This window comes from Pseudoalteromonas rubra (assembly GCF_001482385.1).
Classification (GTDB): Bacteria; Pseudomonadota; Gammaproteobacteria; order Enterobacterales; family Alteromonadaceae; genus Pseudoalteromonas; species Pseudoalteromonas ardens.
In genome coordinates this window covers 1,860,054-1,874,831 of sequence record NZ_CP013611.1, presented here as the reverse complement: position 1 = coordinate 1,874,831, position 14,778 = coordinate 1,860,054, and the positions used below count along the sequence as shown (strand labels likewise).

12 protein-coding genes are annotated in these 14,778 nt (G+C 47.5%); 5 read left to right on the top strand and 7 right to left on the bottom strand.

What is annotated here, in order from left to right; translation table 11 throughout:
- Nucleotides 1–7: 7 nt before the first annotated feature.
- The gene (locus AT705_RS08245) at nt 8–802 is read left to right on the top strand and encodes a putative porin (protein WP_049866513.1); all 795 of its coding nucleotides are present in this window, start codon (nt 8–10) and stop codon (nt 800–802) included.
- Between the two features lie 50 nt (nt 803–852).
- Here AT705_RS08245 and AT705_RS08240 read toward each other — a convergent pair whose 3' ends face one another.
- Nucleotides 853–1,065: a helix-turn-helix domain-containing protein gene (locus AT705_RS08240; RefSeq protein ID WP_010384149.1), complete on the bottom strand. Its 213-nt coding sequence runs from the start codon at nt 1,063–1,065 to the stop codon at nt 853–855.
- A 3-nt stretch (nt 1,066–1,068) separates the two neighbouring features.
- On the bottom strand, nt 1,069–1,584 hold the full coding sequence (locus AT705_RS08235) for a hypothetical protein (RefSeq protein WP_058796225.1): 516 nt from the start codon (nt 1,582–1,584) through the stop codon (nt 1,069–1,071).
- 138 nt (nt 1,585–1,722) lie between these two features.
- Here AT705_RS08235 and AT705_RS08230 point away from each other — a divergent pair, with 138 nt between their 5' ends.
- Nucleotides 1,723–3,792 (top strand): S9 family peptidase, encoded by a 2,070-nt coding sequence (locus AT705_RS08230; protein ID WP_237113801.1) that lies wholly within the window; start codon nt 1,723–1,725, stop codon nt 3,790–3,792.
- A gap of 85 nt (nt 3,793–3,877) precedes the next feature.
- Here the strand turns inward: AT705_RS08230 and AT705_RS08225 are convergent, their stop codons facing one another.
- From AT705_RS08225 to AT705_RS08215, 3 genes are all read right to left on the bottom strand, one after another.
- The gene (locus AT705_RS08225; RefSeq protein WP_058796223.1) at nt 3,878–4,768 is read right to left on the bottom strand and encodes a DUF2306 domain-containing protein; all 891 of its coding nucleotides are present in this window, start codon (nt 4,766–4,768) and stop codon (nt 3,878–3,880) included.
- 321 nt (nt 4,769–5,089) lie between these two features.
- Nucleotides 5,090–5,809 carry a hypothetical protein gene (locus tag AT705_RS08220; RefSeq protein ID WP_058796222.1) on the bottom strand — a complete coding sequence of 240 codons (720 nt, stop codon included), beginning with the start codon at nt 5,807–5,809 and terminating at the stop codon, nt 5,090–5,092.
- A 285-nt stretch (nt 5,810–6,094) separates the two neighbouring features.
- On the bottom strand, nt 6,095–7,276 hold the full coding sequence (locus AT705_RS08215; protein WP_058796221.1) for an acyltransferase family protein: 1,182 nt from the start codon (nt 7,274–7,276) through the stop codon (nt 6,095–6,097).
- Nucleotides 7,277–7,611: 335 nt separating this feature from the next.
- Here AT705_RS08215 and AT705_RS08210 point away from each other — a divergent pair, with 335 nt between their 5' ends.
- The 3 genes from AT705_RS08210 to AT705_RS08200 all read left to right on the top strand — a co-directional run bounded on the left by AT705_RS08210 (nt 7,612) and on the right by AT705_RS08200 (nt 11,040).
- Nucleotides 7,612–9,492, top strand: a complete 1,881-nt coding sequence (locus tag AT705_RS08210; RefSeq protein ID WP_058796220.1) for a monovalent cation:proton antiporter-2 (CPA2) family protein — start codon at nt 7,612–7,614, stop codon at nt 9,490–9,492.
- 82 nt (nt 9,493–9,574) lie between these two features.
- The gene (locus AT705_RS08205) at nt 9,575–9,823 is read left to right on the top strand and encodes a hypothetical protein (RefSeq protein ID WP_010384156.1); all 249 of its coding nucleotides are present in this window, start codon (nt 9,575–9,577) and stop codon (nt 9,821–9,823) included.
- A gap of 131 nt (nt 9,824–9,954) precedes the next feature.
- Nucleotides 9,955–11,040, top strand: a complete 1,086-nt coding sequence (locus tag AT705_RS08200; protein ID WP_058796219.1) for a hypothetical protein — start codon at nt 9,955–9,957, stop codon at nt 11,038–11,040.
- Here AT705_RS08200 and AT705_RS08195 read toward each other — a convergent pair.
- The gene (locus tag AT705_RS08195; RefSeq protein WP_058796218.1) at nt 11,037–13,757 is read right to left on the bottom strand and encodes a methyl-accepting chemotaxis protein; all 2,721 of its coding nucleotides are present in this window, start codon (nt 13,755–13,757) and stop codon (nt 11,037–11,039) included. The two genes, AT705_RS08200 and AT705_RS08195, sit on opposite strands and share 4 nt — an antisense overlap.
- Before the next feature lie 130 nt (nt 13,758–13,887).
- A complete protein-coding gene (locus tag AT705_RS08190) occupies nt 13,888–14,721 on the bottom strand; it encodes a mechanosensitive ion channel family protein (protein ID WP_058796217.1) in 834 nt (277 codons plus the stop codon).
- Between the last annotated feature and the right edge of the window lie 57 nt (nt 14,722–14,778).

Here is a 14,778-nt window from a genome sequence, read left to right as displayed (position 1 = left end):
GTTTTTTATGAAAAAGCTATTCACACTTGCGGCACTTGCCGTCATCACCGCCACATCAGCCCACGCTACCGAGACTAAACAATGGTTTAACAGCGTCACGTATACCGATCAGGACCGTGCGTATGATAACGATGCGTTGATGATTAGCAGCCGTTATTTCTTTGCTCCGCAGCAAAGCTCAGGCGTTTGGGATGACTATGGCTATCTGGATACGGATAGTAATGTTGCACTGGGTTATTACAACGACGAATATGTGGACCGTTTCGCTTTTGCGGGTGAAGGTTACTTCAACAAAGAAGTGTTTGTGATTGGTCGGGTTAGTGACCTGGGTGAAATGGATGACCACTACACATACGGGATTGGATATCTGTATAACGACACGCTGAAGCTGAGTGTTCGCCGCAATGAGTCTGACCTGGGCGCTGACAGCACCTGGTTAAAAGCCGAGTACAATCATCAGCTCAATGACACCGACTATTTGGGTGTAACCATTGATACAGATGATGAGATGGACAATTACACGGTATCTGGCCGTTACTTTATGCATCTGGATGCAGAGCGCTATATCAGCGTGGATGTATCTCATCATGAGGTCGATTTAGGATACACCGATGAGTCGTATACCAATGCTTTGGTAAACTATTACTTTAACCGTAATATTGCTGTGGGCGTAGGCTCTTATGACTCTGATTTAGCACTGGAAGGTAAGTACTTCTTTAACGACAGCTACTACCTAAGAGCTGAGTACATTGATCGTGATGCTGGTGAAGAAACCAGCTTGCAGTTTGTGGCGCAATTTTAAGGCCCACGCATAAAACCAGGGTTGCAGCGGCCTGCAACCCTGTTAAATGATTACGCTTCGTCTGGTTTAAAGGCCAACAAGTCGCCGGGCTGACAGTCTAAATATCGACAGATCTGCGCCAGTGTTTCAAAGCGCACCCCCTTCACCTTACCGCGTTTGAGCAAAGACAAATTTGCTTCGGTGATCCCTATGGCTTTGGCCAGCTCTTTGGATGACACTTTGCGCATTGCCATCACCACATCTAAGTTCACAACAATCTCCATAGCTTAAACGAACTCCTTGTTTTCATCTTCGATTTCTTTTGCTGCTTTAAGCAGATAGGCCACCACAGCGAAGAGTCCGAGCGTCGTGAGCTCACCAAAAGGGATTTTCAGCACTACCTGGTTCGCGTGGTAGAGTGTGTGATACCAGTAATCCAGAGAAAAATTCAGGCCACACGAATAGAGGACCAATGCAATTTTTGTCCAGATAAACCCCTGATAGCAGGTGTAGCAGTGGTTATGAAAAAACTGTCCGCCACTAAAGAGCTTTAATAGCCTGATTATCCAGTACACACTGAGCAGCATCCCAGCCAGTAAGGGGAGAGTGAGACTAAACAATATGCTGTGACTGATTTGCTCACTTTTCCACAATAAATTGAATGACTCGCTTTCTATATACCGTACCTCACCATTGATGATCAGGTGATAAATAAGAAACGAAAATATCAAGCCACTGATACCCAGCACCACAGCACGGAAGGTGCCGCACCAGCGCTGAATTTTGTCTGTCGATTTGACCATAAAGATCCCTTGTTTCTATGTTGTTCTTGATAAGAATCATATCACACAGAAACTAATTTCTGAAAAAAGAAAATAAATTATCGTTTTACAATAATAAAAATCCGTGTAATGATATTTTCAACAAAGAGAAGGAGTGACATGATGAAAAATAAAAGCACAGTAACCAGATTAGCGTTGAGTGTTGCACTGAGTACCGTACTGGGCACTACGGCTGTGTTGTCAGGCTGTACGCTGAGCGACAAGCAGCCAGTGAGCGAGGCAGAGTCGGTTCAGCATGTTTCGGCATTTGTGGATGTAGAGAGTTTATTCAGCACCAGTGAGAAAAAGTCGATTTCGATGTCAAAGGATGGCCAGTGGATCGCATTTCTGAAAATGCACAACGGCGCACATAACCTGTTTGTGGTGGCTGCCGATAAGTCTGATGCGATACCTGTACCTGTGACTAACCTCATCGATTCGGTTGACAGTTTTATCTGGTCTGCCAATCGCAACGAGATCTTGTTTTCTAAGGATCATCAGGGCAATGAAAATAGCCAGATTTATAAACTGGCGCTGAATAGTACAGATCTGACAGCCAGCACTATGACGAGACTCACTCATAATGATGAGGTCGATTACATTCTGTTGGGACAGTCTGAGCAGGATGCAAATATTTTGGCTGTCGCCGCCAATCACGTAACACCGGAGCGCATTGATTATTTTCACCTGACGGTGGATAAGGGCGAACTGACGCAAACTCAGACTAACAGTGTGAGTCTGTTTGAGACACAGCTGAATAAATCGGGTCAGGTGGCACTGGGGTTGGCGCTCAACGCTGATAACTCCAGAAGCATGTACACATTCACAGACGGGCGCTGGCTCAAGGTGATGACCACTGCACCGGGAGAGATCCTGGAGATCATCAGCTTTGATGAGCAAACCAATACCGCTTTTATTGCAGGCAGCATTGAAGGACGTGATAAACAGGAACTGATTAAAGTAGATTTAGCAACTAAGTCGACAGAGACGGTCCACCTTGACCCCCAGCAAAGTTCTGATCTGCACCATGTTGTATTTGACGAGCAAGGGCAGCCACTGATTGTATCTTACTATGGGGGTAAGCTGCGTAATTACCCACTGACCGACACAGCGGCTAAAGCGTTACAACAGATACACAACCGTTTCTCACAAGATATTGAATTAAAAGTAGATAAAATAAACCATAAGGAAGAGCAGTGGTTGCTAACGGTGTCTTTTGCTGACCGCCCGGATCAAAAATATGTGTATTATCCGACTCAGGATAAGCTGACAGGCCTGTTGAATGAGGCTCCAGGGTTTGATCCTGAGTTGTTGGGAGACCGAAAGTCTATTACTTATACGGCATCAGATGGTGTTGAAATCCAGGCATATCTGACTTTACCTAAAAACTTGAGTAAGAACCTGCCAACCATAGTGTTGCCACATGGCGGTCCCTGGGCACGAGATCAATGGGGCTACAGCAGCGGTTATTTTGTTCCTGTGGCGCATTATTTTGCTAACCGCGGCTATGCCGTGCTGCAACCTAACTTCCGCGGCTCATTGGGATTCGGTAAGCGCTTTATTCAGTTGGGCGAGAAAAACTGGGGCACAGGCACAATGCAGCATGATTTAACGGATGGTGTGAATTACCTGATAGAGCAGGGCATTGCTGATAAGCAACGCGTGGGTATCATGGGGGCTTCCTACGGCGGCTATGCCGCATTGGCTGGTGCGACATTTACACCAGATGTATATAAAGCGGTGATTTCCTATGTTGGTCCATCCAGCCTGGTGACTTTGATGGAGTCTTTCCCCGCACACTACCGCCCTTATCTGGGGACCTGGTATGTCTCAGTAGGTGACCCAGAGATTGCAAAGGACAGAGCAGATATGGAATCACGTTCACCGATTAACTTTGTCGATCAAATCAAAGCACCTTTGATGCTGGTGCAGGGGGCAAACGACCCGCGTGTGACACAGGTTGAATCGGATAATATTGCCAGAGCGCTGGCTGCTAAAAATCACCCCCTCGAATATATTCTGGCAAAAGACGAAGGGCATGGGTTTATGAAGCAAAATAATAAACTGGCCTCTATTGTGGCAATGGAGCGCTTTTTTGCCAAACACCTGGGTGGCGGCACCTCTAACACGGTTAATCCAGCCATTAGTGCACATTTGGATACCCTGCGTGTCGATGTCAACCAGTTATAACCACGGTTAAACAGGCTTTATTAAAGTAAAGCAGGGCGATGATACCATCGGCCTGCTTTTTTGTGATTGTGTCGGTGCTGAGGGATCAGAAGGAGATAGGATCTTCAGACATAACGGATAGCAAAAATGGCGTATACCCCATAATACCGATCAGCATAAGCAGTGTGAGTACACATAAGATGACACTGGCCGCCAACTTCACCTGTGCACCGCCGCTTTGTTGTGCATAAAAGTAGAGCTTGGCGGTCAGTAGCGGGATTAAAAAGCAGCCAAAGGTCCACATTGGGAAAAACGGGTCACCAAATGCGGGATCAAGACCCAGGGTGGTACCGGTGACCAGATAGCTGAACACGCCCACTCTCAGGAACCATTGCGCATTTGATACAAGGAACAAGCAGATAGCCCATTTTCTGTGGCTCGCGATGTCTTTTTTAATTGCGCTGCGTACCGTTAAATAAGAGAACAGCAGGATCAAAGAGCCATTGATACTGGTGCCTATGTCGCCCAGTTCGATCGGGCTTGCGTCTCTGAACCACACCAGGTAATACCCTGAGAAAGCCAACAGAATGACGGTAAGCAGATAGACGTAGCCATTGATTTTATGGAAAGTAGGGAAGCGGTTGCGCATCTTAGGAATAAGTTGAAATACGCCGCCGAACGCAACGATGCCTGCGCCGATTGTGTGCGCTGCAAATGCCAGATTACCGGCAAAGTCTCCCACATGGTAAGGGGTTGCACCCATAACCTCCCAGCGGTTCCAGATTTCCATGTTGTCATTGATCACGGAAAATCCGTAAAACTTAATGATGTAGTAAAAGAAAAACCATTGCCCGAGTAACACGGAAATAAACCAGAATATGGCAGTGCAACTGAGCGTCTTGCCAGCAGTGTGCGCTGATATACCTCTGTGCGATGTGGCTGCGCCTGCCTCTTTTATTGCTTCTGATCCAGAAGTCGTATTAAGTATTTTGTCCATTGTGACGGCCTCGTAACGGTGAATATGCTTTCAAGTGTGCCGTGAAGAGGATGTTCGGTCGTTCGAATGGGCCTGCTTATACCAAATTGTTTGTATAAGATAAAAATAAGCTTTTTTATCAATTGTTTGTGGTTATCATTGAGTAAGTGTTGGTGGATGTGTCGGGTGGTTTTTCGCTTTTAATTTACTTTTTATATTCAGACACAGGTGTGCCCTGGTGGCGATTAAAAAACCTATTGGTTGACCTCACTATATTAAAGTAACCAATAGGTTGATTGTTTGTATCAGTATGCTGGTTTTACAGCATGCGCTGAGGCGATACTAAAAACTGCGATAGGTTTCATGCCATAAGTTATTAATGAATCTCAATTTCATGCTTCCTCCCACAGGTGGCGTGACGTTTGAGTGGCCTTTCAGTCTGAGGTTTCCATTTGCATGCTCAAGCGTAGTATTTGTATTGACGAAAAACAGCTCAACCTCTTTGTCAGGTGCATTTGCTCCTGTTAGGTTTGAAAGTAGTACTCCGCGCTCATTGTTGACGGTATACAATGTACTGGCTGTAACATCGGGTGCTGTGCTTTCGGGCAGTACTAATCTGGAGACTCGGTTTCCAAAATCAACATGTGGAATGATATCACCCGTCCAATAGCCACCATTTTTGCCCCATGCGTTATCCGCAAACTGTGGATGGATAATATGGATGGATGGCGTATTTATTGTTTGATCAGATGTTGTGCTTAAACGATATTGATGCTTGTTGCCAGATATAAATGGTTTTAAAACATGGAGTGATCTGGGGCGTAAGATGTTGATCGCATGTCTCGAAGGCCAGCTTATATTGCATTCAACATTGATTTGCCTACCACAGGAATCAAGTTTGATACCATCCCTGCCCGAGCTTTTTGAAGTAACATGAGCATTAATGTCGTTGCATGACCGCCACTCAAAACCATCTAAGCCTGCCTCGTCGCATATATCGCTATGGTTTTTAATCGTGTCGCATAAATTGTAGGAATAGCCATAGTGCAGGCTTTTCTTCACTCCTGGTGATTTCCTTTTTCACTCATATTACTTCTCAGTTTCGTTGTTTTTAGATGTTAATTACCTTTGAGGCGACTTAATTGTGTTAGTGACAATTGAGATGCTCCTGCATAGAGAGCGTGATATTCACTCTGTGCAGGTGGAGTGTACTTTTTCAATACTCCCTATGTATAGAGGCCTGACTAAGAAGAGAGAAATAGGCTGCTCTTATCACTCTCAGGTTGGTCTGGCTGGCATTATCTGAGAAAAAGAAAGCCAGCTCTCATAGTACAGGCCTAGGTGCTTCTAAGACATAGATTCAGCCTGTTGAGGGGAGGTGCTTGGTTTTGCTTTTTTGCCATTTAACAGAACGCCTATCCAGGTATGTCTGACCAATAACTGATAACCTACCAAACCGATAGCCAGGGTGGTGGTGACCGAAATGACGAGCTTAAGTAATAATGGCAGCGTGGTATTGCTCAGTGGAAACTGGATGTACATCAGTACCGGTACATGAATGAGGTAAATCCAGTATGACGCGTCGGACATATACTTGTTCAGCTGACTGTATTGATTGAGCCATTTATATCCGGCCAGGAAGGCAACACCGGTCCAGCTAACGATGGCAACCGATTGTGCGAGCACGGCGTAGAGATTGATGTGCTCTGGCGTCATGTCTCCGGTATTCGCTGCTCGAATGATGGTTTCTATCGAGGGGGGAGGGTCCATCAGGTAAAAGTAAGGCAGTAATGACACACAAGCCAGTATCAGTAAAGGCGTAAAGTATCTGGCGTACTGTTCTACCCGGGTATGATGATGATAGAGCCCGGCACCGATTAAAAACAGGATACCATAGAACCCGTAGGACCAGAGTTGCGGATACAGCTTATCGGGCGCCGGGAATGGCACCAGCTGCTGGTGCATGGCAAGCGTGAGCAGTACCGGCAAAGCTACTCCTAAAAACAGGGGGCGCACGACAAAGGCGAGTATGGATTGATAGACCTGAGTATATTTTTGCAATAACCAGATGATGCAGCAGAACTGGGTCAGGTTCCATAGAAACCACAAGTGCATGGTGGAGATGAGCGGTTCGTCGACGGACTGAAAAATGGTAAACAGGCCCGGCTTTTCATGGACGATTTCTGCGCCCCAGCCAAGCGCATGAATTAGCACCAACATGGTCAGCGGAAAAAATATCACAAAGGGCAAAAAAACGCGTTTGAGGCGATTGCTGATAAAGGCATTCCCCCCGCGTTTACTGATCAGCAGTGCGGCGCAAAACCCGGCGATGGCGAAAAACAGCGGCATTCTGAATAAGTGCGACCAGATAGCAAAGTACTCAAAAGCGACATGTTTGCTCGGATCGGCGGTAAACCAGATGTTTGAGAAGTAAGGGCCATAGGCTAGCGCTGCATGGAACACCACGCCCAACAAAAGTGCCAGGCTACGCAAGTTATCTATATAGTGAAAACGAGGGGAAGAGTGCATAACGTTTATCCTTAAAGCTGCGACTGTGAACAGATTATCACCAAACGGTCCGGGAGAATACTGATATAGGGACTTTGCGTGACTAAAATTTATACGCTTGGATGTCTCACAATGATTCAGTGAGCTACAGCGAAAATCAGACTAGGTTGTGATTGTATGAACAAGTGCAAACGCAGTGTGCCGTCGGCACAGTCATCCGTTTCGTACTAAAGTGTAAAAGATCTGCGTGCAATATAGAGATGTTTGAATATGAAACCATTTCAGCAACAGCCATCCGGTAATGGCCTCGGTCGTTGCGCGATGGTAAAGCATTTAACCATGGAGGACGCTCTCGCATGACCGGTTATTTTATTCAGGCTTTTATCTATCTGGCCGCGGCAGTGGTGATGGTGCCACTGGCAAAACGCCTGGGACTTGGCTCAGTGTTGGGTTACCTGATAGCCGGTGTGCTGATCGGTCCTGTAGCAGGTGTCGTCGGCAAGGAAACGGCGACAATACAACACTTTGCTGAGTTCGGCGTGGTGATGATGTTGTTTTTGGTGGGGCTGGAGTTACACCCTCAGATGCTGTGGAAAATGCGTCATCGGTTGCTCGGACTCGGTGGCTTGCAGGTGGCTGCGAGTGCTCTGTTGCTTGCCTGCATTGCCTGGCTACTGGGTCAGCCACTTTCCATTGCGGTGGCAATCGGTCTGGTCTTTTCTTTGTCGTCGACCGCCATTGTGTTGCAAACATTGAATGAGAAAGGTCTGACAAAAACGGAAGGCGGGCAAAATGCGTTTTCTGTGTTACTGATGCAGGATATCGCTGTGATACCGATACTGGCATTTATCCCTGTTTTGGCTTTACCTGAGTTAATGAGTGCAGCGCAAGCGCTGCAAACCACAGCGGAACATCATGAATCACTGAGCCTGGTTGCAGGTTTGCCAGCCTGGGCCTACGCGGGGGCTATTTTTGCCAGTATCGCTGGTGTGGTTGTGATAGGTCATTATCTGAGTCGTCCTTTGTTCCATTATGTTGCTAACTCCGGATTACGGGAAATCTTTGTCGCAACCGCGTTGTTGCTTGTGATTGGCATCGCTACTTTGATGAGTCTGGTTGGGCTGTCTCCGGCACTGGGGACTTTTCTGGCCGGGGTAGTACTGGCGAACAGCGAATTCCGTCATGAGCTTGAATCAAATATTGAGCCTTTTAAAGGTCTGTTGCTGGGGTTATTTTTCATTACTGTGGGGGCAGGGATCAATTTTGCCATACTCTCTGAGCACTTACTTTTGATCCTGAGTCTGACGCTGACCGTGATGTTGGTAAAAGCCGCGGTACTTTGGGGACTCGCTATGATGTTTAAAATCCACAATAGTGACCGCTGGTTGTTTGTGCTGAGTTTATCCCAGGCCGGGGAATTTGGCTTTGTGTTGTTAAGCTACGCGTTGCAAAACCATGTCATCCCATCCGACACGGTGAGCTTGCTGCAGCTGATTGTGGCGTTGTCTATGTTTCTGACACCGACTTTGTTTATTCTTTACGACAAAGTGATTTTGCCCCGCTATCAACATACGGCCAATCAACAGGAGTATGATGAGATTGATGAACACGGGCAGGTGATCATCGCAGGCATTGGTCGTTTTGGGCAAATTGTTAATCGTTTACTCATCGCTAATGGCGTTCACACTGTGGTGATGGACCTGGATGCAACCCAGGTGGAGTCAATGCGCCGCATTCAGGTTAAGGCCTACTTTGGTGATGCCACACGACCTGAATTGCTGCATACCGCGGGTATTGAGCAAGCTGCCTTGCTGGTTGTTGCCATTGATGACAGAGAGAGTGCGAAAGCACTGGTGCAGTCGGTCAAGCATAGCCACCCTGGGGTGACAGTGTTGGCCAGAGCATTTGACCGAGGCCATCACTACGAATTGAAACATGCCGGCGCGGATGTGATTGTCAGTGAAACGTATCATTCTGCGCTCGATTTGGGGGCACAGGCGCTTACCTGTCTGGGCTTTACGCCAGACACTGCGGCGCAGAAAAAACAAGCCTTCTGGGAAACCGAGCAGGCAGCATCCGAGCAGCTCTACGATACCTGGCAACATGGTAGCGATGGCCAGCAATACGACCATGATTTTCGTAAGCTGTTCATTCAGACTGAGGAGGCCATCAAAGCAGCCATGCGAGCCGAACACCGGGGTGGGCAGGGTAGCGATGACGTCACGAAACAGGGCTGACGAAGATCTCCATACCAATGCTGGTGCAGACAGTGACAGACCTGATATGCTACACGCTTTTAGCGACAACTGAGTACGAAACATGATTGACGATAAAGAATTGATCAGCACACTGGACGAACTGGAAGCGTTTTTACAGCTGGTAGAAAGTGGTGGGTTAGGTCTGAATAACGCAGCAGGAGTGGCGCTGGCGACGAATAATAGTAATGGTCGGCCATTTGTAGCTGTGCTGGATGATAATCATCAGTTGATCCTGGGCCGCTGGGTGACGCAAGAAGTGTTTGATAATGGCAAGGACCTTGTCCGTCAGGGGCCGAAGAAAGCACACTAATCAAGTGCTGGTCAGATGTATCGGACCGTTTTGATTTGTATACATCTGCCTTCCTATGGGCCTACACAGGCCTATGCTTTATGCTGATATGACAATAAAAAACAAAACAACAATAAAAACAGGAAAGTCAGATGCAGGTTCCTTGTGACGAGTTAGCCAAAGTTGAGCACCGGCTCAATAAACAAAACGCGCTGGGTGCAGCGATTGCTGGTGGATTGTGGGTGTTTCCCATTTTATTTGCCTGGTTTGGCGCTTTTACATTAAACGCAGACTTTGGTCCCTTGATGCTGGCCGTCAGTGGTGTGCTGGTCGGCTTAGTGATCCGGTTTCACGGTCGGGGCTATCAGAAAGTATTTGGTGTTATTGCTTTTGTACTGCACGCCTGGCTGGTTTTTCTGGCCCTGGCACTGGAATTAATTGTCAGTAACGATACCTGGCTAATGGTATTGGGTATTTTATATGTCATTGGTGCTTGGTCCAGTGTGTGCTTGGCACGTAAAAAGGTACCATTTTCTGAACACCGGGCTTTTTTTGAGCTTGCGGAAAAACAGCAGCATGCAAGTCGGAAAAAGCTGAAAAACCGTTGTTTCATTGTGTTACCCGTTTTAATGAGTATTTCGCTGGCCACCGGCCTGATGGCACTATATGGTGTGACGACAGCGGAGCAGTTATTGATTGCACAGGAGCTAGACGAACAGCAGCAACAGCGAGCACTGCGCGCTCAGAAAAACGAAATTGACATCACACCTCAGGGCTTAAAAACCCTCTCAACCAGACAAGCGTTGCATTATGCGTACGCTTATTTTAGCGGTTATCGGATAGACGAATATGGCAGAAATAAGGGCCAGTTTGTGCACTCTGAGTTCAAGGCGAAAACCATCCTGATCCATTTGACGGAGCAAAGGGCTGAACCCCGAGCTTTATTTATTCTGGGCATCATCAACGGGGGGAGTCAGGGAAGTCAGCAAGTTGAGGAGGCGGCAGAGCTTGGCGATGACTATGCCAAGCTATTTAAAACCATTGAGTTTGGTTGCCGCTATGATAAAAACCAGGCATTGATGCTAATCAATGGCTTGTCTCAGCTGACCGATGAGTCTCCCATCAGCGCAGAAATTGACAGCATTCGTAGCTACGGCTTTGAGCCCGTTTGTGCTGAACTCAATACGGGTAAATTTGAATACAGTTTTATTCGTGAGTATCAACCGAACAGCCGCTAAGATAAGCGGCTGTCTTCGAGGTTGAAAAAGGCAACCTGATCGGTCAACACCCGGGCCTGACTCTCCATGGTTTTGCCCGACTTTGACGTAGTTTCGACCAGGGAGACATTTTGCTGAGTAATGCCATCCATTTGTGCGATGGTAGAGCATACCGCGGCAATGCCTGATGCTTGCTCTTTGCTGGCATCGTCAATGTTCGAGACCATGTCACTGACTTGTGTAATCGACTGAGTCAACTCATCGAAAGTCGTGCCGGAATCATAAACCAGCTTGCTCCCTTCGGTAACGGCGTCAACACTGTTCTTGATGAGCGCTTTAATTTCTTTGGCTGCGCTGGCACTGCGTTGTGCTAGGTTACGCACTTCACTGGCGACCACGGCAAACCCTCTGCCAGCTTCGCCCGCTCTGGCGGCCTCAACCGACGCATTGAGTGCCAGCAGGTTAGTTTGAAAGGCAATTTCATCAATCACGCCAACGATGTCGGAGATTTTTCTGCTGTAGCTTTCAATATTACCAACCGCATTGATGGCATCTTCAATGGTTTGTTTACCACTGAGCGCTTTTTCACGGACCACTGTTGCGCGTTCAGACGCTGTGGTTGCGCTGATCGCGTTATTTTTCACCGTCGCTGTCAGCTGCTCCATTGTGGCAGCTGTTTCTTCCAGGCTGGCTGCCTGACTTTCTATACGGCTATTGAGCTCTTCATTATTGGAGGCGATTTGTCGGGCGATATCAAACACCTGGGCCGCCCCGTTATTGATGGTCTGAACCAGCTCGCTGAGCTTGTCGAACAGACCATTCATTGCCTGGGTTAGCACTGAGAAGTCCTCTCCCAGTTCAGCGGTGATCCGGTGGGTTAAATTGCCTTGCTCAAGCGCAAAAATGGCGTTTTTGATATGCTGTACAGCCTGTTTTTGTTCTGTGATGTCTGTGGCATATTTAACCACTTTGACTGGGCGGCCATGTTGATCCAGGATTGGGTTATAGGTTGCCTGGATCCATATCTCTTGGCCATTTTTGGCGATCCGCATATATTGCCCCGAGTCAAATTCGCCGCGATTGAGCTGTGCCCAAAATTGTTGATATTCGTTGCTTTGTGCCTGCTCCGGGGTGGCAAACATGCGGTGATGCTGGCCTTTGATCTCGTGGAGTGTGTAGCCCATGGTTGCTAAAAAGAGGTCATTGGCCCACAGTATGGTACCGTCCATTTCAAATTCAATGACCGCCTGAGATTTATGAATGGCCTGTACTTGCCCTTCCAGATCCGCTGTGATTTGCTTCTGGTGGGTGATATCCATGGCGTATTTAACCACTTTCAGCGGGTTGCCCTCATCATCACGGATCAGGTTATAAGTTGCACTAATCCAGATAGGTTTGGCATGTTTTCCCAGTCGAAAAAATTCACCGGAATGGAAATGGCCATTCTTCAGATCTTGCCAAAACTGCTGATATTCCTCACTCTGAGCATACTTGGGCTCAACAAACAGCCTGTGGTGCTGGCCAATGATTTCCTCTTTGCTATAACCCATGGCGCTCAAAAAGTTGTCGTTGGCGTCTAAAATGGTCCCGTCTAAATTGAATTGGATCACCGCCTGAGATCGATTGATTGCCTCGATTTGTCCTTGTGCCTCAAAGGCATTCAGTTTATCTGCGGTTATGTCAGAGGCGAACTTCATGATTTTCCAGAGCCGACCATTCTCGTCATACAAGGGGGTGTAGTGCGCCTGGATCCATACCGCTTCACCGTGTTTGTTGACCCGTTTAAACTCGCCAGATTGAAGTTCGCCCCTGCCTAAAGCCCGCCAGAATGCTGCATACTCATCACTGGCAGCTTCTTTTGTAGTGACAAACAGGCGGTGGTGCTGACCTTGGATCTCTTCAAGCTGATAACCCATCACATCGAGAAAATTTTGATTGGCCGTTACTATGGTGCCATCGAGGGTAAACTCAATAACTGCCTGGGCATTGCGGATCCCGTCAACCTGACTGTTGAGATTGATTGTCGTATGTTTTTGCTTAGAGATATCGCTGGCTAACAACAATACTTTGGCAGTGCGCTGGTGTGGATCCGGCACCGGAACCAGTTTGGCATGCAGCCAGGCAAATGTTTGCTCCGAAGTTTGCCATTTTAGGTCACACTCAAGCGTCTGGCCTTCACAAAGCGCTTCCCAGCAAGCGTCATTGAGCTGTTCATTGACCACAAATTGCTGATAATGCTGATTAACCAATTGTTGTCTTGTGGCATCCACCAGGGATAGGAAATGCTCGTTGGCATTCAATACCGTGCCTTGCAGGTCCAGCTCTGCCCAGGCTTGCGCATTTGACAAGGCCTGTATGGCTGAGGAGGTGTCCACCAAAGGTTGATACTGCGCTGTCACATCCTGGATCACGGCAAAGCTGTGTGACTCATCCAGCGGACACAATTGTACTGAGACGTGAAACACTGTGCCCTCGATATTGTGCATGGTGCAGATTTGCGCGTTGTTATGTTGACGTTTTTGCAGCGCGTTATGTAACGTCTGGTAGTCGCTGTGACGATTGCACAGTGCTGACAATGTCTTGGGTGGGGCGCTGCTCGAAAACGCCAGTGCGGTATTAAAAGCCTCGCTGGTGGCGAGAATATTACCGTGCCGGTCGAGCTTTAGCCAAGGCAATGTTTGCGGTAGGGTGATTTGTGGTTCTGTAGTTTTTGTTCTTGAAAAGCCGAAGAGCGCCATATCACATCCTGGTATGTAGTGGATTATCTATAACACTATAGACAAGGAATCACAGCGCCCCCAAGTTTGTGAGTGAGATACGGTTGTATATGGAGCAGCCCGTCAACAGGCTGATCCATACTTAGCAAAGTCAGGCGTCGCTTTCGTTGACCAGAATCACTTTACGATGAGGGAAGGGGATCTCTATATTGGCCTCATCGAGGGCTTTTTTCACTTGCTCAGGCACGGAGTAAAGCACATCAAAATAATGTGCGCCGTCGCAAAATGGTCTGACTAAAAAGTCCACTGAGCTGTTACTGAGCGACTCCACCTCTACAAACGGGGCCGGATCTGACAAAATATGGGGATGTGCCTGCAACACGGATTGGATCACAGCCCTGGCCTTATCCGTGTTTTCATTGTAAGCAACGCCAAAACGCATATCGACACCCCGAATTGCATGATGTGAGTGGTTAACGATTTTACTGCCCCAGATATGGCTGTTGGGAATAACGATTTGTTGGTTGTCGAAGGTTTGCAAGATGGTCGTAAACATATCAATTTCTGTCACTTTGCCAAATTGTCCTGCTGTATCGATAAAGTCATTGACTTTGTAGGGGCGGAAAATTAACAGCATGACGCCCGCCGCGAGGTTGGATAGGGTCCCTTGCAGTGCCAGGCCTACCGCAAGTCCTGCGGCACCGAGCAAAGCAATGATCGATGCGGTTTGTACACCAAACCGATTGAGCACTGCGATGCCAACAAAGGCCAACACAGTGTACTTGGCAACACTGCCAAAAAATTTAAACAAAGTATCATCGAGTTTGTCATAGCGATTCGCCACAGAGACAACCGCTCTGTAAGCCTTGCCCGCCAGCCAGATGCCAATGATCAGTATTAATAATGCCAGTACCAGGTTGGTTGCCCAGTCAACGGCGACAGGTAAATATTGATTGATATCGATTTTTTCTAAGAAGCTTTCCATACACCTACCTCGGTAAAATAATTGAGAGAGTCACAGAGCGTTTGCAATCATGCGTCT

Bases quoted from the DNA above. Each gene is read 5' to 3' on its own strand.
- AT705_RS08245 (WP_049866513.1), top strand. From the start codon at position 8: ATGAAAAAGCTATTCACACTTGCGGCACTTGCCGTCATCACCGCCACA.
- AT705_RS08240 (WP_010384149.1), bottom strand. From the start codon at position 1,065: ATGGAGATTGTTGTGAACTTAGATGTGGTGATGGCAATGCGCAAAGTG.
- AT705_RS08235 (WP_058796225.1), bottom strand. From the start codon at position 1,584: ATGGTCAAATCGACAGACAAAATTCAGCGCTGGTGCGGCACCTTCCGT.
- AT705_RS08230 (WP_237113801.1), top strand. From the start codon at position 1,723: ATGATGAAAAATAAAAGCACAGTAACCAGATTAGCGTTGAGTGTTGCA.
- AT705_RS08225 (WP_058796223.1), bottom strand. From the start codon at position 4,768: ATGGACAAAATACTTAATACGACTTCTGGATCAGAAGCAATAAAAGAG.
- AT705_RS08215 (WP_058796221.1), bottom strand. From the start codon at position 7,276: ATGCACTCTTCCCCTCGTTTTCACTATATAGATAACTTGCGTAGCCTG.
- AT705_RS08210 (WP_058796220.1), top strand. From the start codon at position 7,612: ATGACCGGTTATTTTATTCAGGCTTTTATCTATCTGGCCGCGGCAGTG.
- AT705_RS08205 (WP_010384156.1), top strand. From the start codon at position 9,575: ATGATTGACGATAAAGAATTGATCAGCACACTGGACGAACTGGAAGCG.
- AT705_RS08200 (WP_058796219.1), top strand. From the start codon at position 9,955: ATGCAGGTTCCTTGTGACGAGTTAGCCAAAGTTGAGCACCGGCTCAAT.
- AT705_RS08195 (WP_058796218.1), bottom strand. From the start codon at position 13,757: ATGGCGCTCTTCGGCTTTTCAAGAACAAAAACTACAGAACCACAAATC.
- AT705_RS08190 (WP_058796217.1), bottom strand. From the start codon at position 14,721: ATGGAAAGCTTCTTAGAAAAAATCGATATCAATCAATATTTACCTGTC.